Here is an 18396-nt window from a genome sequence, read left to right as displayed (position 1 = left end):
GTGCGAAAACAAAAAACCCCGCCGCAGCGAGGTTTTGGATTTACAGGAAGGCCAGCCAGATGAGCTGAGACCAGAACAGGATCGACACAGAAAAAACGCCGAGCCATGACCAGTATTTGTGAGACATCATGTTATTCATCATAGGGTACACCAGGCATTATTTTTAAAAAGGCTCCGAGGTTTGCCCTCAGTTCTATATTGCTGATGTGTATTTATTAAAGAGTACAAAGGTGCAGAGTCTTTATTCAGACTATTTGCATCATTACGCAATTAACTAAATTATTGTTTTTTGGGTTCGTCTTCTGCGAACACATCAATAAAGGCTTGCTGCTGTGGCGTCAGTTTCCAGGACGCGGGGACAACGGTCGCAGGTGCTTTGCGTCCTTTGTGACCACTGTCACGATGCTGACACATCTGTTTTACCGTTTCTGTACGTACCGTCACTGCCATATTCAACCCCAATATTTCCAGGCAAGGAGAGCAACCACTACCCAAAACAGGGCGGAGACGAGAAAGACCGCCAGCCAGGCTTTACGCTTGAGCGCAGGATCCCTTTGCGGTTCTTCACTTCCTGAAGGCATTGCTAACCTCATACAATCGATATCGCTTATCATTTAGGACCAAACAATTGGTACAATTAATCATCTGTTGAGATAAATCCTAAAGAAACTTTAGCCGAAAAGCCAGTGAATTTACGCATCAATGGGTGGGAAATATTCAATCTTTTGACCAGAAATAAATAATTGAAAAGAAATATTTGCGTAGCCGTAAATTAGTTTCTACTTTTGTCGCCAATTCACGACATTAAAACCATACAGATTAAATGGGTAATGACATTATATGGCAGGGAAAATGTAGATGATGATAATTATGATTTAGCTTTGAGGAGTTAATTCGGTATCTTTCCGTGAGGGAAAGATACCGGGAGTGATTATTTTGCCGGAAGTTTGATGTCTTTAAACATCTCTTCAATATCTTCATTTGAGCGTAATGCAACAGCCGTATCGACCACGTCACGCGTTAAATGCGGGGCAAAGCGTTGAATAAAATCATACATATAGCTGCGCAGGAAGGTGCTGCGACGGAAACCAATTTTGGTCGTGCTGTGGCTGAAAATATCGTGCGCATCAAGACGAACCAAATCCGGGTCTGAAACCGGGTCGACGGCCATGCTGGCAATCACGCCAACGCCCAGGCCAAGCCGCACATAGGTTTTAATGACATCAGCATCCGTGGCGGTAAAGACAATGCGCGGCGTTAATCCCGCCCGGTTAAAGGCCGTATCAAGCTCAGAGCGTCCGGTGAAGCCGAAGGTGTATGTCACTAAAGGATATTGCGCCAGCTCTTCAATAGTCACCGACCCTTTCCCCGCCAGCGGATGATCCGGGGTCACTACGATAGAACGGTTCCAGTGGTAGCACGGTAGCATAACCAGATCGTCATACAGGTGAAGCGCTTCTGTCGCGATGGCAAAGTCCGCGTTGCCCTTTGAAACCGCTTCAGCGATTTGCGTGGGCGAGCCCTGATGCATATGCAAAGAGACGCGCGGATAACGTTCTATAAAGCCCTTAATAACGCCTGGCAGCGCATAACGCGCCTGAGTATGCGTTGTGGCAATATAAAGCGAGCCTTTATCCGGCCAGGTATGTTCACCCGCCACGGACTTAATAGCGTCAACTTTGGAGAGGACTTCCCGGGCAATACGAATGATTTCCTGCCCGGCGGGTGTCACCTGCGTGAGGTGCTTACCGCTGCGAGCGAAAATCTGGATACCTAATTCGTCCTCCAGCATACGAACCTGTTTGCTGATGCCCGGTTGCGAGGTATATAACCCCTCAGCGGTAGAAGAGACGTTAAGGTTGTGATTTACCACCTCAACGATATAACGAAGCTGCTGTAATTTCATGCCAGACCATCCGATTTAGCGCACGCGGTCAATCGCTTAAGACGATTTGATAATAAGAAAAGGGTTAACTATAACCACTATATCATTTATAGCCTGACTGTATAGTACGGAACAAAAAATAATAACAAGGTAATAAAAAAGGGCCGGAAGTCCGGCCCTTTTACAGGTAAGTTACGGTAAGGGAAGATTATTTCTTGCCTTCAACCCATTTTCCGTCGACAAAGAAGGCGGACCAGCCGGTCGCTTTCCCCTCTTTCTCAGCCGCAACGTACTGCTGTTTTGTTTTACGGCTAAAACGTACCACCGTTTTATTGCCTTCAGGATCCTGCTGTGGCGCATCGGCCAGATAACGCAGTTTCTCAGGCAGACGGTCGCGGAAGCGATGCAGCTCTTCCACCAGCGGCGCGCGGGTTTCACGCGATTTCGGGAAGGTGTTGGCCGCGAGGAAGACCCCGGCAGCACCGTCACGCAGCACGAAATAGGCGTCAGACTTCTCACACGGCAATTCTGGCAGCGGAACTGGATCTTCCTTCGGCGGCGCGACTTCACCGTTACGCAGAATCTTACGGGTGTTCTTACACTCGTCGTTGGTGCACGCCATGTATTTCCCGAAACGCCCCATTTTCAGGTGCATTTCCGAGCCACACTTCTCGCACTCAACGATAGGGCCGTCATAGCCTTTGATGCGGAACTCACCCTCTTCGATCTCATAACCATCACACGTTGGGTTATTCCCGCAGACGTGCAATTTGCGTTTCGGATCGATCAGGTAGCTGTCCATCGCCGTGCCACATTTCTTACAACGACGTTTGGCACGCAGGGCATTGGTTTCTGCATCGTCACCTTCCAGCACGTTAAGAACTTCGTTCTCAGGTACCAGGTTGATGGTGGTTTTGCAGCGCTCTTTCGGCGATAACGCATAGCCGGAGCAACCAAGGAAGACGCCTGTTGTCGCAGTACGGATCCCCATCTTACGGCCACAGGTTGGGCAATCGATGCTGGTCAGTACCATCTGGTTAGGCAGCATGCCGCCCTCTTCAGGATCTTTCTCCGCTTTTTCAAGCTGGTTGGTAAAGTCGCTGAAGAAGCTGTCGAGCACTTTCTTCCATTCCGCCTGATGGCTGGCAACCTGGTCAAGGCTGTCTTCCATCTGTGCGGTAAAGTCATAGTTCATCAACTCGCGGAAGTTGGCTTCCAGACGGTCGGTTACGATCTCACCCATTTTTTCAGCGTAGAAACGGCGGTTTTCAACACGCACATAGCCACGATCCTGAATGGTCGAAATGATTGACGCATATGTTGACGGACGACCAATACCGCGTTTTTCCAGCTCTTTTACCAGCGATGCTTCGCTAAAGCGCGCAGGCGGCTTGGTAAAGTGCTGAGCTGGCACGAGGTCAACCAGAGAGAGTTCATCCCCTTTGTTCACCGCCGGCAGCGTTCGGTCTTCGTCGCCTTTACGCAGTGCAGGCATGACTTTCGTCCAGCCATCGAAACGCAGGATACGGCCACGCGCTTTCAGACGGAAATCACCCGCACCAACGGTAAGCGTAGTGGAATCGTACTGCGCGGGTGTCATTTGACACGCGACGAACTGGCGCCAGATAAGCTGGTACAGCTTTTGGGCGTCGGCTTCCATATCCTTCAGCGATTCCGCTAACACAGAGACGTCAGAAGGACGAATGGCTTCGTGCGCTTCCTGTGAGTTCTCTTTGCTGGCGTACTGGTTAGCGCTTTCCGGCAGGTATTTCTTACCGAAATTGTCACCGATATAGCCGCGCACCATGTTAACCGCATCCTGACTCAGGTTAGTCGAGTCAGTACGCATGTAGGTGATGTAACCCGCTTCATACAAGCGCTGGGCCATCATCATGGTTTTCTTCACGCCATAACCCAGACGCGTGCTTGCGGCCTGTTGCAGCGTAGAGGTAATAAACGGTGCGCCAGGCTTACTGCTGGTCGGTTTGTCTTCACGCTCCAGAACCTGATAGCGTGCTTTTTCCAGCAGCGCCACCGCGGCCATGGTCTGGTCACGGTTTTCAGGACGGAAAGGCTTGTCGTTCTGATGGCTCACCTGCAGCGGCAGAGCATCCCCGCCCGGCGTGGTGACATTCGCGTCGACTTCCCAGAACTCTTCTGGCACAAACGCTTTAATTTCGCGTTCACGTTCAACGACAAGACGCACGGCAACGGATTGCACACGGCCTGCGGACAGACCACGGGCAATCTTTTTCCACAGCAGTGGAGACACCATGTAGCCCACAACACGGTCCATAAAGCGACGTGCCTGCTGCGCGTTTACACGGTCAATGTTCAGTTCGCCCGGCTTTTCAAACGCCTGACGAATCGCATTCTTCGTAATTTCGTTAAACACTACACGGCTGTAGCGTTTGTCATCACCACCGATCACTTCCCGCAGGTGCCACGCAATGGCTTCCCCTTCGCGGTCAAGGTCGGTTGCGAGATAGATGTGGTCTGCTTTTTCAGCAAGCTGTTTCAGCTCATTAACGACTTTTTCTTTCCCGGGCAGCACTTCGTATTGTGCATCCCAGTTGTGCCATGGGTTAACACCCATGCGGTTGACAAGCGCGCTACGTTCATCCTTTTTAGGCTTTTTAGCCCCTTTGGTGGAGGTAGAGTCTGCGCTCTTTTTGCTGGCTGAGCCACTGGTCGGCAAATCGCGGATATGACCCACGCTGGACTTAACCACGTAGTCATTACCCAGATACTTATTGATCGTTTTGGCTTTTGCCGGGGACTCAACGATGACGAGAGCTTTACCCATATTCACCTTTACCTAATTTAATTCTTCCAGGAATACGCCGCACGTTGATTTCCCTTCCACTGACGACGCGTCATTGATATTGCGACTGCGTCAGGGGATATCAACCCCTTTGTCTTACCGAACGTCAGAGAAATGACGCCCAGGTGATTGAGTTTTCGGGTATTTTTCTCACGCCTCATATGATTCGTGACGAATTACCGGTCGAATGTCAAGCAATTCTGTTGCCAGAATGACGAAAGCGCACACTCTACCTGATAAAATCCGTTACGCAACTTTATTAGCATGCAAAAGCAAATCACGCCAGCCAGGCTCCTGCACCTTATCCCCTCAGATTACAGGGAAAATTTGCCCCCAAAGCGCCCTCGGCGTAGACTATTGTCACTGTTTAAGGAGTGGATTATGCACAATACGACCCAACCAATTGACCGAGTCTCTCTGCTTATCGAAGCAAACAAGCTTATCCGTGATCATGAAGATACTCTGGCGGGTATTGAAGCCACCGGCGTAGAACAGCGTAATGGCGTGCTGGTTTTCAGCGGCGAATACTTCCTTGACGAACAGGGGCTACCTACCCCGAAAAGCACCGCCGTGTTTAACATGTTTAAATACCTGGCGCATACGCTTTCAGAGAAATATCACCTGGTTGATTAATGCAAAACGCGAGGCCTGAGCCTCGCGTTTTTGTTTACAGCAACGGTTTTTGTCCGCGCTGTAGCCAGCGGAGCAACAGCCGATCGGCACTTTCTGCCGCACTGTTGGTAAAGCGATCGAGCAGACGCTTGCGCTGCGTAAAGCGCACGCCCACCAGCTCACGGCCATCCATCAGGTTCAGCAGCAGGTCATCGCTGGTGCCCACCTCATCTACCAGTCCTTTCTCCTGGGCCTGGATCCCGTACCAGTGCTCCCCCGTCGCGACCTGCTCAATATCGAGCGATGGGCGCATACGGTGCACAAAGTCTTTAAAGAGGTGGTGCGTTTCATTGAGATCTTCACGGAATTTCTGACGCCCTTCTTCCGTGTTTTCCCCCAGCAGCGTCAGAGTGCGTTTGTACTGCCCGGCCGTGTGCAGTTCAATGTCGATCTCTTTGTTTTTGAGGAAGCGGTTAAAGTTAGGGATTTGCGCAACCACACCGATTGAACCAATAATAGAAAACGGTGCCGCCACAATTTTATCCGCGACGCAGGCCATCATGTAGCCACCGCTCGCCGCGACTTTATCCACCGCAACGGTCAGCGGGATCTGTTTTTCACGCAGGCGCTGCAGCTGTGACGCAGCCAGTCCGTAACCGTGTACCACACCGCCCGGGCTTTCAAGACGCACCACCACCTGATCCTGCGGTTTTGCCACGGCAAGAACGGCAGTGACCTCTTCGCGCAAAGAAGAAACTTCATGCGCATCCATGCTGCCTTTAAAGTCGAGCACATAGACGCGTGGCTTTGCCTCATCCTGCGGTGCATTGAGCTTTGCTTTCGCTTTTGCCGCTTTGGCTTCCTGTTTATGCTTTTTCTTCTGCGCTTTAAGCCACTGCTTCTGTTGATGGCTATCGAGCAGCGACAGAGACATATCTTCCTGCATCTCTTTATACTGCTCACTCAGGCGGGTAATGCGTAACTCCCCACGCTGACGCTTACGCTGCGTCAGGTTTACAATCAGAACGGCAATCACCGCAATGGCAATCACCACCGTTGCGATTTTGGCCAAAAACAACCCATACTGAGAAAGTAATTCCACGCGTTCCACCTTGTTTAACCACGATTCTTTCACGGCAGTGTACAACAGCCCTGCCCATGCGTCTCGCTCGTGACATTACCTCTGCGAGCCTGCTTCAGGAATCCCCTCATGGGGGTTTAAATATTTGCAAATTGTTAATTTTACAGTAATGCCTCCTGTAGACTGATTGAATTCTCATGCTAATTCGGGCATAAAGCCGAAAAGTCATAAAGAAGGCGTCATTGCGTCACTGCGCGCCAGAGGAGTCCCCGTGCATTATCAACCGCAAAAAAATCTGCTGCAAAATCGCATCATTCTGGTCACCGGTGCCAGCGACGGAATTGGTCGCGAGGCGGCCCTGACCTACGCTGACTATGGCGCGAGTGTTATTCTTATTGGTCGTAACGAAGAGAAACTGAAAAGCGTCGCGCAGGAAATAGAGGCGGCAGGCGGCATTCCGGCCCCGTGGTATACCCTCGATTTACTCACCTGCACGCCAGCGGTGTGCCAGGAGCTTGCTCACCGTATTAGCGCCCACTATCCGCGGCTGGACGGTGTCCTGCACAATGCAGGTTTGCTGGGAGAAGTCCGTCCTATGGATGAACAGGATCCCGATATCTGGCAGCAGGTGATGCAGGTCAACGTCAACGGCACGTTTTTCCTGACGCAGGCATTGCTTCCTTTATTACTTAAATCCGAGTCCGGCTCGCTGGTCTTTACCTCCTCAAGCGTAGGCCGCGAAGGTCGAGCCAACTGGGGGGCATATGCCGTCTCGAAATTCGCGACTGAAGGGATGATGCAGGTGCTGGCGGAGGAGTATCAAAGCCGCCATCTGCGCGTAAATTGCATTAACCCGGGTGGAACGCGCACCAAAATGCGCGCCAGCGCCTTCCCGTCGGAAGACCCGCAGAAACTGAAAACACCCACAGACATTATGCCGCTCTATCTCTGGCTGATGGGCGACGACAGCCGACGTAAAACGGGGATGACCTTCGATGCCCAGCCGGGCCGTAAACCAGGGATTTCGCAATGAGTGAAGAACGCCATCAACAACGCCAGCAGCGTCTGAAGGAACAGGTCGATGCGCGCGTTGCGGCCGCACAGGACGAGCGCGGGATAATTATCGTCTTTACCGGTAACGGCAAAGGTAAAACTACCGCGGCATTTGGCACCGCCACGCGTGCTGTCGGTCACGGGCAGAAAGTGGGCGTCATTCAGTTCATCAAAGGCGAATGGCCGAACGGCGAACGTAATCTGCTTGAACCGCATGGCGTTGAATTTCAGGTGATGGCGACAGGTTTTACATGGGATACGCAGAACCGTGAAACCGATACTGCAGCTTGTCTTGCAGTCTGGGAGCACGCCAAAAGAATGCTGGCAGACCCCGCCCTGAATATGGTTCTGCTGGATGAGATAACCTATATGGTGGCCTACGACTATCTCCCGCTGGATGCGGTACTGGAGGCGTTACAACAACGCCCGGCGCACCAGACGGTTATCGTCACGGGGCGTGGCTGTCATCGGGAAATACTGGAGCTTGCTGATACCGTCAGCGAACTGCGTCCGGTCAAACACGCGTTTGACGCGGGAATCAAAGCGCAAATCGGTATTGATTACTAAGAAAAAAGCCCGGTGATCTTCACCGGGCTTTTATATTAACCGTTGTTGTTACGGCTGCCAGAGCGGCGGTTGCTGCTCACCTGGCTATGGCGTTTCACCGCACGACGGATCTGATTCGCCTTCATACGACGACGATCTTTTTCCACCGCCACTTTAGAGGTGGTTTCTGGCGTCAGACCAACCAGTTCACGCAGGTAGTTAGTCTGTGTCAGATCCAGCTCGGTATAACCACCCCGTGGCAGACCTTTTGGCAGCAGGATGTCGCCATAACGGACACGGATCAGACGGCTCACCTGCACACCTACCGCTTCCCAAAGACGACGCACTTCGCGGTTACGGCCTTCAGTCAGGGTAACGTTGTACCACTGGTTAATGCCTTCGCCACCGGTAAATTTGATGGTTTTAAATGCCGCAGGACCGTCTTCCAGCTGAACGCCGCGTGACAGATCGCGCAGTTTATTCTCATCAACCTGGCCGAAGACACGCACGGCGTATTCGCGTTCCACTTCACGGCTAGGGTGCATCAGACGGTTTGCCAGTTCACCATCAGTGGTAAACAGCAGCAGGCCGCAGGTATTCACGTCCAGACGCCCCACGGCAATCCAGCGAGCGCCGCGCAGTTTAGGCAGACGGTCAAACACCGTCGGGCGACCTTCAGGGTCGTTGCGCGTACACAGCTCGCCTTCTGGCTTGTAATACGCCAGCACGCGGCAGATCTGCTCAGCGGACTCTTTCACGGAAATAAGATGACCGTCGATGCGGATCTTCAATCCCGGTACGATTTCTACGCGGTCACCCAGCGTGGCGATTTTACCGTCCACACTCACGCGACCCGCTTCAATAATGGCTTCGATTTCACGGCGTGAACCGTGGCCGGCACGCGCCAGCACTTTCTGTAACTTCTCGCTCATTGAGCTTCCTCAGGTGTCGCCTTCACAGGCGTCGAATCAGGTCAAAAGAGGGCTCAGCCCTGCTTTGATGGCCGCGTAGTATATCTGCTTACACCCTTACAAGAAAGGCTTAACATCACCCACGCCTTCACGAATGACTTCTGGCGCATCTTCGGTTAAGTCAACAACGGTGGTTGGCTGCTGACCAAGGTAGCCGCCATGAATAATCAACTCGACCACCTTTTCCAGACGGTCTTTAATCTCTTCGGGATCGGATTCGGTGAACTCGCTGCCAGGCAACATTAAAGAAGTCGAAAGCATCGGCTCGCCGAGGGTTTCCAGCAGCGCCTGCGCAATCGGGTTGGACGGTACGCGCATCCCGATGGTTTTACGCTTTTCCTGTAACAGTCGGCGCGGCACTTCCTTGGTTCCTTTAAGAATAAAGGTGTAGTTGCCCGGCGTGTTATTTTTGATCAGACGAAACGCCACGTTATCGACATACGCGTAGGTCGACAGTTCGGAAAGATCGCGGCACATCAGGGTAAAGTTATGGCCGTCCGGCAGCTGACGAATGCGGCAAATGCGCTCCATCGCCCCTTTGTCTTCAATTTTACAGCCCAGCGCGTAGCCAGAATCGGTCGGGTAGACAATCACGCCGCCTTTGCGAACGATCTCCACGGCCTGATTAATTAAGCGTGGCTGCGGGTTATCCGGATGAATATAGAAAAACTGACTCATACTTCCCTCTCTTCAATTTTCTGCGGCTGTTCCCAGAGCTGCCAGACGGGTTCAACGCCTGCGGGCAACCAGAGCTTGCGTCCCAGCTCGATCCACGCACAGGGCTGATGGAAATCCGACCCCTGCGAACCCAGCAGACCGAACTGACGCGCGTAGGTCGCAAGCTGCGCACGCTCATTGGGCGCCTGCTGGCACTGGGCGACTTCCATCGCCTCACCGCCACATTCGGCAAAGTGTGCCAGCAGTCTTTTCAGCCACTTAGCAGAAAGATTATACCGCCCCGGATGGGCGAGCACGGCCTTACCGCCAGAATGATGAATGACATCAATAGCTTGTTTTATTGTACACCACTGTGGCGGAACGTAACCGGTTTTCCCGCGTGCCAGATATTTTTTAAACACGTCCGCCATCGTCGTGGCTTTGCCCGCCTCAACCAGAAAACGGGCAAAATGGCCGCGCGTCACCGCCCCACCGTTTGCCAGTTTCTGTGCACCTTCCAGCGCTCCGGGAATATGCGCTTTTTCCAGTCGCTCACCAATCATTTCGGCGCGTTCGTTGCGGCGCGATTTTTGTTCTTGCAAAAACGAACGCATTGCCGGATGTTCAATATCGATATTAAGGCCAACAATGTGAATTTCGTGATTTTCCCAGACGGTCGAAATTTCGACGCCGGGCACCAGATTCAGCGCCAGTCCGCTGCGGGCAATTTCGGCGCGCGCCGCGGGAATAGCATCTGTCGTATCGTGATCGGTTATCGCCAGCGTGCCGACACGCATTTCAACGGCGCGATGAACCAGGGCTTCGGGTGTCAGCAGGCCATCAGAGGCCTGAGTATGGCTGTGTAAATCATAAATTACGGCGTAGGTGGTATCGCTCAAAGCACTTCCCATAGCAGGTTAAAGACATCCGAAACCCCTATGATAACGGCTTGGCGCGAAATTCTGAAATCAAGGGTTGACAACTTGCCATCGAACTAGTTAACTAGTACGCAAGTTCACACGAGAAAGGTATCTGAAAATGACAGCACATTTCACTCTGCACGGTTGGTGGCGCACATCCTGATTATCGGGCAGTGTCACACGTCTGCGAAATGCAAACAGATACCCAGCCCGCGACTAAGCGGGCTTTTTTTTTGAACAGAATAAATGAGAACAACATAATGCAAACAGCCAAACCACACCTCGAATTGCTGACCTGCGAGGCGGTCTATCGCCACAACCCAACCGCGCTGTTTCATCAGGTCTGCGGTGCGCGTCCGGCAACGTTGCTGCTGGAATCCGCGGATATTGACAGTAAAGACGATCTTAAGAGCCTGCTGCTGGTCGACAGCGCATTGCGCATTACCGCGCTGGGTGACACTGTCACGATTAAGGCACTCTCTGAGAACGGTGCCGCGCTGCTGCCACTGCTGGACGCCTCCCTGCCAGCGGGCATCGAGAATGAACGTCACCCGGAAGTGCGGGTACTGCATTTCCCGCCGGTCAGCCAACTGCTGGACGAAGATGCACGCCTCTGTTCTTTGTCAGTCTTCGATGCCTTCCGCCTGCTGCAAAACCTGGTCTCGGTACCAGAAGATGAACGCGAAGCGATGTTCTTTGGCGGGCTGTTTGCTTACGATCTGGTCGCCGGTTTCGAAGACCTGCCGGAAACCGAACAGGGCAACCGCTGCCCTGACTACTGCTTCTACCTGGCCGAAACCCTGCTGGTGATCGACCATCAGAAAAAATACACCCGTATTCAGGCGAGCCTGTTCACGCCATCCGTGACCGAGAAAACACGTCTTGAGCAGCGCATTGTTCAGCTGCAACAGCAAATGACCGAAGCGCCACCCGCACTGCCGGTTCAGCATGTAGAGAAGATGACCTGTGAGGTTAACCAGACCGACGATCAGTACGGTGCCGTGGTGCGTCAGATGCAAAAGGCGATTCGCGCCGGGGAAATTTTCCAGGTCGTGCCGTCCCGTCGTTTCTCACTGCCCTGCCCGTCGCCGCTGGCGGCCTATGACGTGCTCAAAAAGAGCAACCCAAGCCCGTATATGTTCTTTATGCAGGACAACGAGTTCACCTTGTTTGGCGCGTCACCGGAAAGCTCCCTGAAATACGACGCCACCAGCCGCCAGATCGAGATCTACCCGATTGCCGGTACACGTCCGCGCGGGCGTCGCGCCGATGGCTCTCTGGATCGCGATCTCGACAGCCGTATCGAACTGGAAATGCGCACCGACCACAAAGAGCTCTCCGAGCACCTGATGCTGGTTGACCTGGCGCGTAACGATCTGGCCCGCATTTGTACTCCCGGCAGCCGCTATGTGGCTGACTTAACGAAAGTCGACCGTTACTCCTTCGTGATGCACCTGGTGTCCCGCGTGGTGGGTGAACTGCGCAACGACCTCGACGTGCTGCACGCCTATCGCGCCTGCATGAATATGGGCACCCTGAGCGGTGCGCCGAAAGTCCGTGCGATGCAGCTTATCGCCGCCGCCGAAGGGCGTCGTCGTGGCAGCTATGGCGGTGCGGTGGGTTATTTCACCGCGCACGGTGACCTTGATACCTGCATCGTTATCCGCTCTGCCTATGTTGAAGACGGCATCGCCACCGTCCAGGCGGGCGCCGGGGTGGTTCTTGATTCTGTTCCGCAGTCTGAAGCTGACGAAACGCGCAATAAAGCTCGCGCGGTATTGCGCGCCATCGCTACCGCACACCATGCACAGGAGATTTTCTGATGGCTGACATTCTGCTGCTCGATAACATCGACTCCTTTACCTATAACCTGGCAGATCAGCTGCGTGCGAATGGTCACAACGTCGTTATCTATCGTAACCACGTGCCGGCGCAAACCCTGATTGAGCGTCTGGCAACCATGCAAAACCCGGTGCTGATGCTCTCTCCTGGCCCCGGCGCCCCCAGTGAAGCGGGCTGTATGCCTGAACTTCTGACCCGTATGCGCGGCAAGTTGCCTATTATCGGCATCTGCCTGGGGCATCAGGCGATTGTTGAAGCCTATGGCGGATACGTCGGCCAGGCGGGTGAAATCCTGCACGGTAAAGCCTCCAGCATTGAACATGACGGTCAGGCGATGTTTGCCGGGCTGCCGAATCCGCTGCCAGTGGCGCGCTACCACTCGCTGGTCGGCAGCAACATCCCGGCAGGCCTGACCATTAACGCCTCGTTCGAAGGCATGGTGATGGCCGTACGTCACGATACCGATCGTGTCTGTGGGATGCAGTTCCATCCGGAGTCAATCCTCACCTCTCACGGCGCGCGTCTGCTGGAACAGACCCTGGACTGGGCGCTGCAGAAACTGGAACAGACCAACACCCTGCAACCTGTTCTGGAAAAATTGTATCAGGCACAGACCCTGAGCCAGCAGGAGAGCCACCAGCTCTTCTCCGCCGTGGTTCGCGGTGAACTGAAGCCTGAACAACTGGCGGCCGCGCTGGTGAGCATGAAAGTTCGCGGTGAAAGCCCGCAGGAAATTGCCGGTGCGGCAACGGCGCTGCTGGAAAATGCCGCCCCGTTCCCGCGCCCGGACTATATGTTTGCGGATATCGTCGGTACCGGTGGTGACGGCAGCAACAGCATCAATATCTCCACCGCCAGCGCCTTCGTGGCGGCTGCCTGTGGTTTGAAAGTGGCGAAGCACGGTAACCGCAGCGTCTCAAGCCGGTCGGGATCGTCAGATCTGCTGGCCGCATTCGGCATCAATCTCGAGATGAACGCCGAACGTTCGCGTGAAGCCCTGGACGACCTGGGCGTCTGCTTCCTGTTTGCGCCGAAATATCACACCGGTTTCCGCCATGCGATGCCGGTTCGCCAGCAGCTTAAAACCCGCACGCTGTTTAACGTGCTCGGCCCGCTGATCAACCCGGCCCATCCGCCGCTGGCGCTGATTGGCGTCTACAGCCCGGAGCTGGTTCTGCCGATTGCAGAGACCCTGCGCGTGCTGGGTTATCAACGTGCCGCGGTGGTTCACAGCGGGGGAATGGATGAAGTGTCGCTGCATGCGCCAACGCTGGTGGCCGAACTTCGCGACGGTGAAATCCTGAGCTATCAGCTGGAGGCGAGCGACTTTGGTTTAACGCCTTACCATCAGGAAGCGCTGGCGGGCGGCACGCCTGAAGAAAACCGTGACATTCTGACGCGCTTATTACAAGGTAAAGGTGAGGTCGCCCACGAGGCCGCCGTCGCTGCCAACGTCGCGATGCTGATGCGTTTGCACGGCGAGGAAGATCTCAAAGCCAACGCACAAAAAGTTCTGAACGTACTGCGCTCAGGTGCAGCTTACGATCGCGTTACCGCACTTGCGGCAAGAGGGTAAAGAATGCAGACCGTTTTAGCGAAAATCGTTGCCGATAAGGCCATCTGGGTGGAAGCACGTAAAGCACAGCAGCCGCTGGCCAGCTTCCAGAATGACGTTGTCCCGAGCAGCCGTCGTTTCTATGATGCTCTGCAGGGCGCACGCACCGCGTTTATTCTCGAGTGCAAAAAAGCGTCCCCGTCGAAAGGCGTTATCCGTGACGATTTCGATCCGGCGCGAATTGCCGGTATCTACAAACATCATGCGTCAGCCATCTCCGTGCTGACGGATGAGAAGTATTTCCAGGGCAGCTTCGATTTCCTGCCCGTTGTCAGCGGGATCGCGCCACAACCGATCCTGTGCAAAGACTTTATTATCGACCCGTATCAGATCTGGCTGGCTCGCTTTTACCAGGCCGATGCCTGCCTGCTGATGCTCTCAGTGCTGGATGACGAACAGTATCGCCAGCTCGCTGCGGTCGCGCACAGTCTGAACATGGGCGTGCTGACCGAAGTGAGCAACGAAGAGGAGCTGGAACGCGCCATTGCGCTGAAAGCCAAAGTGGTCGGCATCAACAACCGCGATCTGCGTGACCTGTCGATTGACCTGAACCGCACGCGCCAGCTGGCGCCGCGTCTGGGCTCTGGCGTCACCGTGATCAGTGAATCCGGTATTAACAGCTACGCTCAGGTCCGCGAGCTGAGCCATTTCGCCAACGGTTTCCTGATTGGTTCTGCAATGATGGAACATGACGATCTCAATGCCGCGGTGCGCCGCGTACTGTTGGGTGAAAACAAAGTGTGCGGCTTGACCCGTGAAGAGGATGCCCTGGCCGCGTATGAAGCCGGTGCGATTTACGGCGGGCTGATTTTTGTCGCCTCCTCCCCGCGCGTGGTGACCGAAGCGCAGGCGCGTCAGGTGATGACGGCAGCGCCACTCAGCTATGTGGGGGTCTTTCGCAACGCAGATATCGCCGACGTGGTAGCAAAAGCCGAAGCGTTATCTCTGCATGCGGTGCAGCTTCATGGCAACGAAGATCAGGCCTATATCGATGCCCTGCGCAGCGCACTGGCACCTCAGGTGCAAATCTGGAAAGCGCAGAGCGTGGGCGACAGGTTGCCTGAGCGTAACCTGAATCATGTTGATAAATACGTACTCGATAACGGCCAGGGCGGCACGGGACAGCGTTTTGACTGGTCCCTGTTGCACGGCGAAGTGCTGGACAATGTTTTGCTGGCGGGTGGACTTAGCCCGGATAACTGCGTGGAAGCCGCCAAAGCGGGCTGCGCGGGCCTCGATTTCAATTCAGGCGTAGAGTCGCAACCGGGCATCAAAGATGCCAGTAAGCTGGCCTCGGTATTTAAAACTCTGCGTGCATATTAAGGAAGAGAAGATGACGACATTACTAAACCCCTATTTTGGTGAGTTCGGCGGGATGTACGTCCCGCAAATCCTGATGCCCGCCCTGCGCCAGCTGGAAGAAGCGTTCGTGAGCGCGCAGAAAGATCCGGCGTTTCAGGCTGAGTTTACCGACCTGCTGAAAAACTACGCTGGCCGTCCAACGGCCCTGACGAAATGCCGTAACCTGACCGAAGGCACCAAAACCACGCTGTATCTTAAGCGTGAAGATTTGCTGCACGGCGGTGCGCATAAAACCAACCAGGTGTTGGGTCAGGCGCTGCTTGCAAAACGGATGGGTAAAACCGAAATCATCGCTGAAACTGGCGCAGGCCAGCACGGGGTGGCATCAGCCCTTGCCAGCGCCCTTCTCGGTCTGAAATGCCGCATTTACATGGGCGCAAAAGACGTTGAGCGCCAGTCGCCTAACGTATTCCGTATGCGTCTGATGGGCGCAGAAGTGATCCCGGTGCACAGCGGCTCCGCGACGCTGAAGGATGCGTGTAACGAAGCGCTGCGCGACTGGTCTGGCAGCTATGAAACCGCGCACTATATGCTCGGCACCGCTGCAGGCCCGCACCCGTTCCCGACGATTGTGCGTGAATTCCAGCGCATGATTGGCGAAGAGACCAAAGCGCAGATCCTGGAAAAAGAGGGTCGCCTGCCGGATGCGGTGATCGCCTGCGTTGGCGGTGGCTCTAACGCTATCGGCATGTTCGCTGATTTCATCGACGAAACCAGCGTCGGGCTGATTGGCGTTGAACCTGCAGGCCACGGGATTGAAACCGGTGAGCACGGCGCACCGTTGAAACATGGTCGCGTCGGGATCTACTTCGGTATGAAAGCGCCGATGATGCAGACCGATGACGGCCAGATTGAAGAGTCATACTCTATCTCGGCAGGCCTGGATTTCCCTTCCGTTGGGCCTCAGCATGCCTTCCTGAACAGCACCGGTCGTGCAGACTACGTTTCCATTACCGATGACGAAGCCCTGGAGGCGTTTAAAACGCTCTGTCGCCACGAAGGGATCATTCCTGCCCTGGAGTCCTCTCACGCCCTGGCGCATGCGCTGAAAATGATGAAAGAGAACCCGGAAAAAGAGCAACTGCTGGTGGTTAACCTTTCCGGTCGCGGTGATAAAGACATCTTCACCGTTCACGATATTTTGAAAGCACGAGGGGAAATCTGATGGAACGCTACGATAACGCATTTGCAGCACTGAAATCTCGCCAGGAAGGCGCGTTCGTTCCCTTCGTGACGCTGGGTGATCCGGGTCCTGAGCAGTCGCTGAAAATTATCGACACCCTGATTGAGGCCGGTGCCGACGCGCTGGAACTGGGTATTCCGTTTTCCGATCCTCTGGCCGATGGCCCGACTATCCAGAACGCAACGCTGCGGGCATTCGCGGCCGGTGTCACCCCGGGGCAATGTTTTGAGATGCTGGCCGCTATCCGCCAGAAGCACCCGACCATTCCGATTGGCCTGTTGATGTATGCCAACCTGGTCTTCAGTCGCGGTATTGATACCTTTTATGCAGAATGCGCGCGCGTGGGCGTTGACTCGGTGCTGGTGGCAGACGTACCGGTTGAAGAATCTGCGCCGTTCCGCCAGGCGGCGATGCGCCATAACGTGGCACCTATCTTCATCTGCCCGCCAAACGCCGATGATGAACTGCTGCGCCAGATTGCCTCTTATGGTCGCGGGTATACCTACCTGCTCTCCCGTGCGGGTGTAACCGGCGCGGAGAACAAAGCGGCGCTGCCTCTGCATCATCTGGTCGAGAAGCTGGCTGAATACCACGCGGCCCCTCCGCTGCAGGGCTTTGGGATTTCATCTCCCGATCAGGTCACGGCGGCAATTGACGCTAACGCAGCCGGTGCAATCTCAGGCTCCGCTATCGTTAAAATCATTGAGAAGAACGTGGACAAGCCAGAGCAAATGCTGGCTGAGCTGAAAACGTTTGTGAGCGCAATGAAAGCGGCAACCCGTAAAGCGTAACCTCTCCACCGTCTGGCTCCCCGCCAGACGGTGTTTCTGCCGATCAGTTATCCGGGTTCATCGTAAGCACTATCCGGTAGCGCGCCTTTCCCTGCCGTAACCTGTCGAGCGCCTCATTTGCCTGTTCAAAGGGCATCAGCTCTGTGACTGGCAGCGTCTGAAAGAGGTGGCTGAAACGCAGTGCGCGTTCGGTTTGCGACGGGGTGCTGACAAATGAACCAGTCAGGGTGCGTTCCGCGCCAATCATCATACCCGGCATGACCTGCAACGGTGTGCGTCCGGCACCCAACAGGATCGCTTTTCCTCTGGGGGCCAGGGCTGGCAATAACGCTGAAACCGCGTCTGCATCCGGGGCAGTGGCCACAATAATCTCGACACCGCCTTCCGCTCTCAGCCGTTCCGCCGCGTTTTCCGTCTGCGCATCGATATAGTGATGAGCGCCCAGCTGTAAAGCGTCATGTGCCTTTTCACTGCCGCGCGCAATCACGATAACCTCAAACCCCATCCTCCGGGCGTACTGAATCGCCATATGGCCTAAGCCACCAATACCGAGAATAGCCACCCTGTCTCCCGCGCTGGCACCGGATTGACGCAACGCGTTAAAGGTTGCCGTACCGGCGCACAAGATCGGGGCCGCGTGAACGGAAGTGAGCGCTGAAGGAATGGCAATCAGCGCGGTATGGCGGATAACAACATACTCGGCGTAACCTCCGTCACAGCTCAGCCCCGGCGTTAGCTGATTTTCACACAGGTGAAAAAGCCCGTTACGGCAAGGCGGGCAATGCTGGCAATATCCCCCAAGACGCCCGACGCCCACGCGCTGACCGGTGTGCCAGATCCCGGGAACTGCAACTCCTTTCCGGGTAATGTGGCCCACAATTTCATGGCCCGGAATGCGCCCGGGCTGCCCCGCTTCCGGTACCTTCTCCGCATCCTGAAGATCGGCACCACAAACCCCGCATACCTCAATTTTAATCAGTACGTCCTCGGGCCCCGGCTCGGGCAACGGTCTGACGACCATTTCAAGCATACCCGGCGAGGAAACCTGCATAGC

General features: G+C 54.7%; 19 protein-coding genes and 1 other annotated feature. Of the genes, 9 read left to right on the top strand and 10 right to left on the bottom strand.

All coding sequences use genetic code 11. The features are described from left to right. Positions 1-40: 40 nt before the first annotated feature. From ymiC to topA, 5 genes are all read right to left on the bottom strand, one after another. Positions 41-139 (bottom strand): small membrane protein YmiC, encoded by a 99-nt coding sequence (ymiC, locus tag F8561_RS24390; RefSeq protein ID WP_032669830.1) that lies wholly within the window; start codon positions 137-139, stop codon positions 41-43. A 140-nt stretch (positions 140-279) separates the two neighbouring features. Beyond that, positions 280-450, bottom strand: a complete 171-nt coding sequence (locus F8561_RS24205; RefSeq protein ID WP_032669764.1) for a hypothetical protein — start codon at positions 448-450, stop codon at positions 280-282. A gap of 2 nt (positions 451-452) precedes the next feature. Next, positions 453-593 carry a YmiA family putative membrane protein gene (locus tag F8561_RS10890; RefSeq protein ID WP_214579162.1) on the bottom strand — a complete coding sequence of 47 codons (141 nt, stop codon included), beginning with the start codon at positions 591-593 and terminating at the stop codon, positions 453-455. A 338-nt stretch (positions 594-931) separates the two neighbouring features. After that, positions 932-1906, bottom strand: coding sequence for an HTH-type transcriptional regulator CysB (gene cysB, locus F8561_RS10885; protein ID WP_006175683.1), 975 nt, complete (start codon positions 1904-1906; stop codon positions 932-934). Between the two features lie 187 nt (positions 1907-2093). After that, the gene (gene topA / locus F8561_RS10880; RefSeq protein WP_020882439.1) at positions 2094-4691 is read right to left on the bottom strand and encodes a type I DNA topoisomerase; all 2598 of its coding nucleotides are present in this window, start codon (positions 4689-4691) and stop codon (positions 2094-2096) included. Positions 4692-5090: 399 nt separating this feature from the next. Between topA and F8561_RS10875 the strand changes: the two genes are divergently transcribed. Continuing rightward, entirely contained in the window at positions 5091-5342 is a 252-nt protein-coding gene (locus tag F8561_RS10875) for a YciN family protein (protein ID WP_020882438.1), read from the top strand. A 34-nt stretch (positions 5343-5376) separates the two neighbouring features. Here F8561_RS10875 and sohB read toward each other — a convergent pair whose 3' ends face one another. Further along, entirely contained in the window at positions 5377-6423 is a 1047-nt protein-coding gene (gene sohB / locus F8561_RS10870; RefSeq protein ID WP_020882437.1) for a protease SohB, read from the bottom strand. 250 nt (positions 6424-6673) lie between these two features. Here sohB and F8561_RS10865 point away from each other — a divergent pair, with 250 nt between their 5' ends. Both F8561_RS10865 and cobO read left to right on the top strand, forming a co-directional pair. After that, entirely contained in the window at positions 6674-7435 is a 762-nt protein-coding gene (locus F8561_RS10865) for a YciK family oxidoreductase (RefSeq protein WP_151887440.1), read from the top strand. After that, complete coding sequence (gene cobO / locus F8561_RS10860; protein WP_020882435.1) at positions 7432-8022, top strand: cob(I)yrinic acid a,c-diamide adenosyltransferase; 591 nt, start codon at positions 7432-7434, stop codon at positions 8020-8022. The genes F8561_RS10865 and cobO overlap by 4 nt, the downstream gene beginning before the upstream one ends. Positions 8023-8057: 35 nt before the next feature. Here cobO and rluB read toward each other — a convergent pair whose 3' ends face one another. The 3 genes from rluB to rnm form a co-directional block, all read right to left on the bottom strand. Beyond that, complete coding sequence (gene rluB, locus F8561_RS10855; protein WP_008502809.1) at positions 8058-8933, bottom strand: 23S rRNA pseudouridine(2605) synthase RluB; 876 nt, start codon at positions 8931-8933, stop codon at positions 8058-8060. A 96-nt stretch (positions 8934-9029) separates the two neighbouring features. After that, positions 9030-9650, bottom strand: a complete 621-nt coding sequence (locus tag F8561_RS10850) for an L-threonylcarbamoyladenylate synthase (RefSeq protein WP_003856793.1) — start codon at positions 9648-9650, stop codon at positions 9030-9032. Beyond that, a complete protein-coding gene (gene rnm, locus F8561_RS10845) occupies positions 9647-10540 on the bottom strand; it encodes an RNase RNM (protein ID WP_151887439.1) in 894 nt (297 codons plus the stop codon). Before rnm ends, F8561_RS10850 begins: the two co-directional genes overlap by 4 nt. A gap of 127 nt (positions 10541-10667) precedes the next feature. Here rnm and trpL point away from each other — a divergent pair, with 127 nt between their 5' ends. From trpL to trpA, 6 genes are all read left to right on the top strand, one after another. After that, on the top strand, positions 10668-10712 hold the full coding sequence (gene trpL / locus F8561_RS24655) for a trp operon leader peptide (protein WP_106993556.1): 45 nt from the start codon (positions 10668-10670) through the stop codon (positions 10710-10712). Beyond that, positions 10689-10783 (top strand) — a sequence feature (Trp leader region). Its footprint overlaps the gene before it by 24 nt. A gap of 26 nt (positions 10784-10809) precedes the next feature. Beyond that, positions 10810-12372 (top strand): anthranilate synthase component 1, encoded by a 1563-nt coding sequence (locus F8561_RS10835; RefSeq protein WP_151887438.1) that lies wholly within the window; start codon positions 10810-10812, stop codon positions 12370-12372. After that, entirely contained in the window at positions 12372-13967 is a 1596-nt protein-coding gene (gene trpD, locus F8561_RS10830; RefSeq protein WP_014170382.1) for a bifunctional anthranilate synthase glutamate amidotransferase component TrpG/anthranilate phosphoribosyltransferase TrpD, read from the top strand. The genes F8561_RS10835 and trpD overlap by 1 nt, the downstream gene beginning before the upstream one ends. Positions 13968-13970: 3 nt before the next feature. Continuing rightward, the gene (gene trpCF / locus F8561_RS10825) at positions 13971-15329 is read left to right on the top strand and encodes a bifunctional indole-3-glycerol-phosphate synthase TrpC/phosphoribosylanthranilate isomerase TrpF (RefSeq protein ID WP_014170383.1); all 1359 of its coding nucleotides are present in this window, start codon (positions 13971-13973) and stop codon (positions 15327-15329) included. Positions 15330-15339: 10 nt separating this feature from the next. Continuing rightward, the gene (trpB, locus tag F8561_RS10820) at positions 15340-16533 is read left to right on the top strand and encodes a tryptophan synthase subunit beta (protein WP_020882431.1); all 1194 of its coding nucleotides are present in this window, start codon (positions 15340-15342) and stop codon (positions 16531-16533) included. Further along, complete coding sequence (trpA, locus tag F8561_RS10815) at positions 16533-17342, top strand: tryptophan synthase subunit alpha (RefSeq protein ID WP_014170385.1); 810 nt, start codon at positions 16533-16535, stop codon at positions 17340-17342. Before trpB ends, trpA begins: the two co-directional genes overlap by 1 nt. A 43-nt stretch (positions 17343-17385) precedes the next feature. On the opposite strand, the gene F8561_RS10810 is transcribed toward trpA, so the two are convergent. Continuing rightward, a complete protein-coding gene (locus F8561_RS10810; RefSeq protein WP_413464228.1) occupies positions 17386-18393 on the bottom strand; it encodes a zinc-binding dehydrogenase in 1008 nt (335 codons plus the stop codon). Between the last annotated feature and the right edge of the window lie 3 nt (positions 18394-18396).

Source organism: Enterobacter sp. 198 (assembly GCF_009025585.1).
Lineage (GTDB): Bacteria > Pseudomonadota > Gammaproteobacteria > Enterobacterales > Enterobacteriaceae > Enterobacter > Enterobacter ludwigii.
This window is presented reverse-complemented; position numbering and strand designations above follow the sequence as displayed.

Bases quoted from the DNA above. Each gene is read 5' to 3' on its own strand.
- F8561_RS10890 (WP_214579162.1), bottom strand. From the start codon at position 593: ATGAGGTTAGCAATGCCTTCAGGAAGTGAAGAACCGCAAAGGGATCCT.
- F8561_RS10835 (WP_151887438.1), top strand. From the start codon at position 10,810: ATGCAAACAGCCAAACCACACCTCGAATTGCTGACCTGCGAGGCGGTC.
- trpCF (WP_014170383.1), top strand. From the start codon at position 13,971: ATGCAGACCGTTTTAGCGAAAATCGTTGCCGATAAGGCCATCTGGGTG.
- trpD (WP_014170382.1), top strand. From the start codon at position 12,372: ATGGCTGACATTCTGCTGCTCGATAACATCGACTCCTTTACCTATAAC.
- F8561_RS10875 (WP_020882438.1), top strand. From the start codon at position 5,091: ATGCACAATACGACCCAACCAATTGACCGAGTCTCTCTGCTTATCGAA.
- cysB (WP_006175683.1), bottom strand. From the start codon at position 1,906: ATGAAATTACAGCAGCTTCGTTATATCGTTGAGGTGGTAAATCACAAC.
- rnm (WP_151887439.1), bottom strand. From the start codon at position 10,540: ATGGGAAGTGCTTTGAGCGATACCACCTACGCCGTAATTTATGATTTA.
- ymiC (WP_032669830.1), bottom strand. From the start codon at position 139: ATGAATAACATGATGTCTCACAAATACTGGTCATGGCTCGGCGTTTTT.
- F8561_RS10850 (WP_003856793.1), bottom strand. From the start codon at position 9,650: ATGAGTCAGTTTTTCTATATTCATCCGGATAACCCGCAGCCACGCTTA.
- trpA (WP_014170385.1), top strand. From the start codon at position 16,533: ATGGAACGCTACGATAACGCATTTGCAGCACTGAAATCTCGCCAGGAA.
- topA (WP_020882439.1), bottom strand. From the start codon at position 4,691: ATGGGTAAAGCTCTCGTCATCGTTGAGTCCCCGGCAAAAGCCAAAACG.
- trpB (WP_020882431.1), top strand. From the start codon at position 15,340: ATGACGACATTACTAAACCCCTATTTTGGTGAGTTCGGCGGGATGTAC.
- cobO (WP_020882435.1), top strand. From the start codon at position 7,432: ATGAGTGAAGAACGCCATCAACAACGCCAGCAGCGTCTGAAGGAACAG.
- F8561_RS24205 (WP_032669764.1), bottom strand. From the start codon at position 450: ATGGCAGTGACGGTACGTACAGAAACGGTAAAACAGATGTGTCAGCAT.
- F8561_RS10810 (WP_413464228.1), bottom strand. From the start codon at position 18,393: ATGCAGGTTTCCTCGCCGGGTATGCTTGAAATGGTCGTCAGACCGTTG.
- rluB (WP_008502809.1), bottom strand. From the start codon at position 8,933: ATGAGCGAGAAGTTACAGAAAGTGCTGGCGCGTGCCGGCCACGGTTCA.